The 2,685-nt window shown below is 52.4% G+C and carries 2 protein-coding genes and 1 pseudogene; 1 reads left to right on the top strand and 2 read right to left on the bottom strand.

Annotated elements, in window-relative coordinates; translation table 11 throughout:
• Positions 1–721: pseudogene (locus RTY00_RS23210) on the top strand (hypothetical protein); the annotation flags it as partial.
• Between the two features lie 327 nt (positions 722–1,048).
• Here the strand turns inward: RTY00_RS23210 and malG are convergent.
• Both malG and malF read right to left on the bottom strand, forming a co-directional pair.
• A complete protein-coding gene (malG, locus tag RTY00_RS23205; RefSeq protein WP_312666529.1) occupies positions 1,049–1,939 on the bottom strand; it encodes a maltose ABC transporter permease MalG in 891 nt (296 codons plus the stop codon).
• A gap of 9 nt (positions 1,940–1,948) precedes the next feature.
• A partial coding sequence (gene malF, locus RTY00_RS23200) for a maltose ABC transporter permease MalF (protein WP_312666528.1) occupies positions 1,949–2,685 on the bottom strand: 737 nt, incomplete at its 5' end.

The raw sequence follows: 2,685 nt of genomic DNA, 5'->3' as shown, positions 1-2,685 counted from the left end.
TTCTGCTCGCCAGGATCGGCAAACACGTAATATTGAGCAATGGCAACGAGAAGTCGAAGAGTGCAAACAGGAAAACGAACTTTCTCTGAAACGATATCAGGCGATGCGCCAACGTTGGGCGGAGCAGTATGCTAACTGGCAATTTGATGCGGCTGAGCATGAAAAAAAGATTGCAAGCAAAGCGGTGTACATTGCATCGCAATTCGCCACCGATAACAGTTATTTCGAATCACTACTATCCGAAGTCATTCAGGCGGCTGATTGGCCACGTGAGACGCTGGTGTCGTTTCAGGTGAATACCTCCACATCTGAAATTCTTATTGAAGTGGATTTGCCAGAGTATGAAATGCTGCCCACTTCATCAGTGCGGGTGAATGCACGTGGAACAGAGATTATTGAGAAAGAGTTGTCACAAAAGGCTATCCGCGAACGTTATGCTCTTCATGTTCACGGGATCGTATTGCGGCTGGCTGGCATGGCTTTTTGCGCGCTGCCTTTTAATACAGTAATTGTCAGTGGTTTCACTCAGCGAATCAGTAAGCAAACCGGGCACCTCAATGACGAGTACATCATATCCTCACGTATTGAACGTCATTTATTTGAAAGGCTCAACTTTAGTAATCTGGAAAATGTCAGCCCGATTGAAGCTTTTGATCAATTCAAAACACAGCGTCGCATGAGCGCAACTTTCATTTTTCAGCCAGTTACGCCTATTGCTTAAGAATAGGGGCGCGGCCTCTACTACTCGGAAACTTTAACTAACTTTGACGCGACCGCATTCATTTGGTCTAAAACTGGGGACAGAAGAATCTGTAATAACTCCACTCCAAAAAAGAAGCGGCCTTAAGGTCTAATGCCGTTCAGTTAAGCAATAAATTGCATGTTTATGAAGGTGCGCATAAATGCGCACCCTACGAAAACCTTCCCAAACAATTGTAGGGTCGCCATTTATGGCGACCGTTTTATGCTTAACTGATGTGCATTAGGCCCTAAGGCCGCCAAAAACCTCAATTGCAGTGAACATTGAGGAAGGAGGATAATAAACGGGTTAGCCTTTCACGCCTCCGGCGGTCAGGCCGCTGACCAGCCAGCGTTGTGCCAGCAGGAACACCAGCGTAATCGGAATTGCAGAGAGCACCGCCGCCGCCGCAAAGTCGCCCCACAGATAGTTTTGCGGGTTGAGATATTGCTGCATGCCGACCGCCAGCGTGTAGCTATTTACATCACGCAGCAGCAGCGACGCGACCGGCACTTCAGTAACCGCAGCAATAAACGCCAGAATAAACACCACCGCCAGAATCGGCACCGAGAGCGGCAGCAGCACCAGCCGGAATGCCTGCCACGGCGTGGCGCCATCCAGCGCGGCGGCTTCTTCCAGCGAACCGTCGATGGTTTCGAAATAGCCTTTAATGGTCCAGACGTGCAGGGCGATGCCGCCGAGATAGGCAAAGATCACGCCGCCATGCGTATTCAGGCCGATAAATGGCAGATATTGGCCCAGGCGATCAAATAGCGCATACAGCGCCACCAGCGACAGCACGGCCGGGAACATCTGGAAAATAAGCATGCCTTTTAACAGCGTGGCGCGCCCGGCAAAACGCATGCGCGCAAAGGCATACGCGCAGGTGGTGGAAAGCGCCACAATGCCAATCGCGCTGATGGCGGCGATTTTCACCGAGTTCCACAGCCACAGTAGCACCGGGAAGGGCGGCGGCGTCACGCGGCCGTCGGCGTGCTCGACGCTGAAACCTAACGCCAGCTGCCAGTGTTCCCAGGAAATCTGCTCCGGGATCAACGAGCCGGTGGCGAAGTTGCCAGCGCGCAGTGAGATGGCGAAGACCATCAGCAGCGGAAACAGGATTCCCGCAATAAATATCAGCAGCAGCAGATGCGTCATAAATAGACGTAGCTTTTGCGATTTGGGTTGCACCATAGCCATAACGCCTCCTTAGTCGAATTTCATCCGCACGGCTTTAAGATTGATCACCGCCAGCGCGCCCACCAGCAGGAAGATCAGCGTGGCAATCGCTGCCGCCAGACCAAAGTCCTGTCCGCCGCCACCCTCAAACGCAATGCGCCAGGTGTAATTGACCAGCAAATCGGTGTAACCGGCTGGCGTAGTGGTGCCGATACGATCCGGTCCGCCGTTGGTCAGCAACTGCACCAGCACAAAGTTATTAAAGTTAAAGGCAAAACTGGCGATCATCAGCGGCATCAGCGGCTTCAACAGCAGCGGCAGGGTAATCAGGAAGAAGTTCTGCAGCGGCCCGGCACCGTCCATCGCCGAAGCTTCATAGAGATCGTCCGGAATCGCTTTCAGCAGCCCCATGCAGAGAATCATCATGTAGGGATAACCAAGCCAGGTATTCACAATAATCAACATGGTGCGCGCCAGCGTCGGATCACTGAACCACGCGGGCTGGAAGCCAAACAGCGCTTGCAGCATCACGTTGATTTCACCAAAGCTCTGGTTGAACAAGCCTTTGAAAATCAGTATCGAGATAAAAGCGGGCACGGCGTAGGGCAAAATCAGCATCACGCGATACACCGCTTTACCTTTCAGCGCTTCCCACTGCACCAGGCAAGCCAGCACCATGCCGACCGCCACGGTGAGAATCACCGTCACAAACGAAAACAGCAGCGTCCAGCCAAAGATCGCCAGAAACGGTTTTTGAATCCCTTCAT

It is taken from the genome of Pantoea sp. CTOTU49201, from assembly GCF_032054795.1.
Lineage (GTDB): Bacteria > Pseudomonadota > Gammaproteobacteria > Enterobacterales > Enterobacteriaceae > Pantoea > Pantoea symbiotica.
This window is presented reverse-complemented; position numbering and strand designations above follow the sequence as displayed.

Coding starts and splice junctions, on each gene's coding strand:
- malG (WP_312666529.1), bottom strand. CDS start 1,939: ATGGCTATGGTGCAACCCAAATCGCAAAAGCTACGTCTATTTATGACG.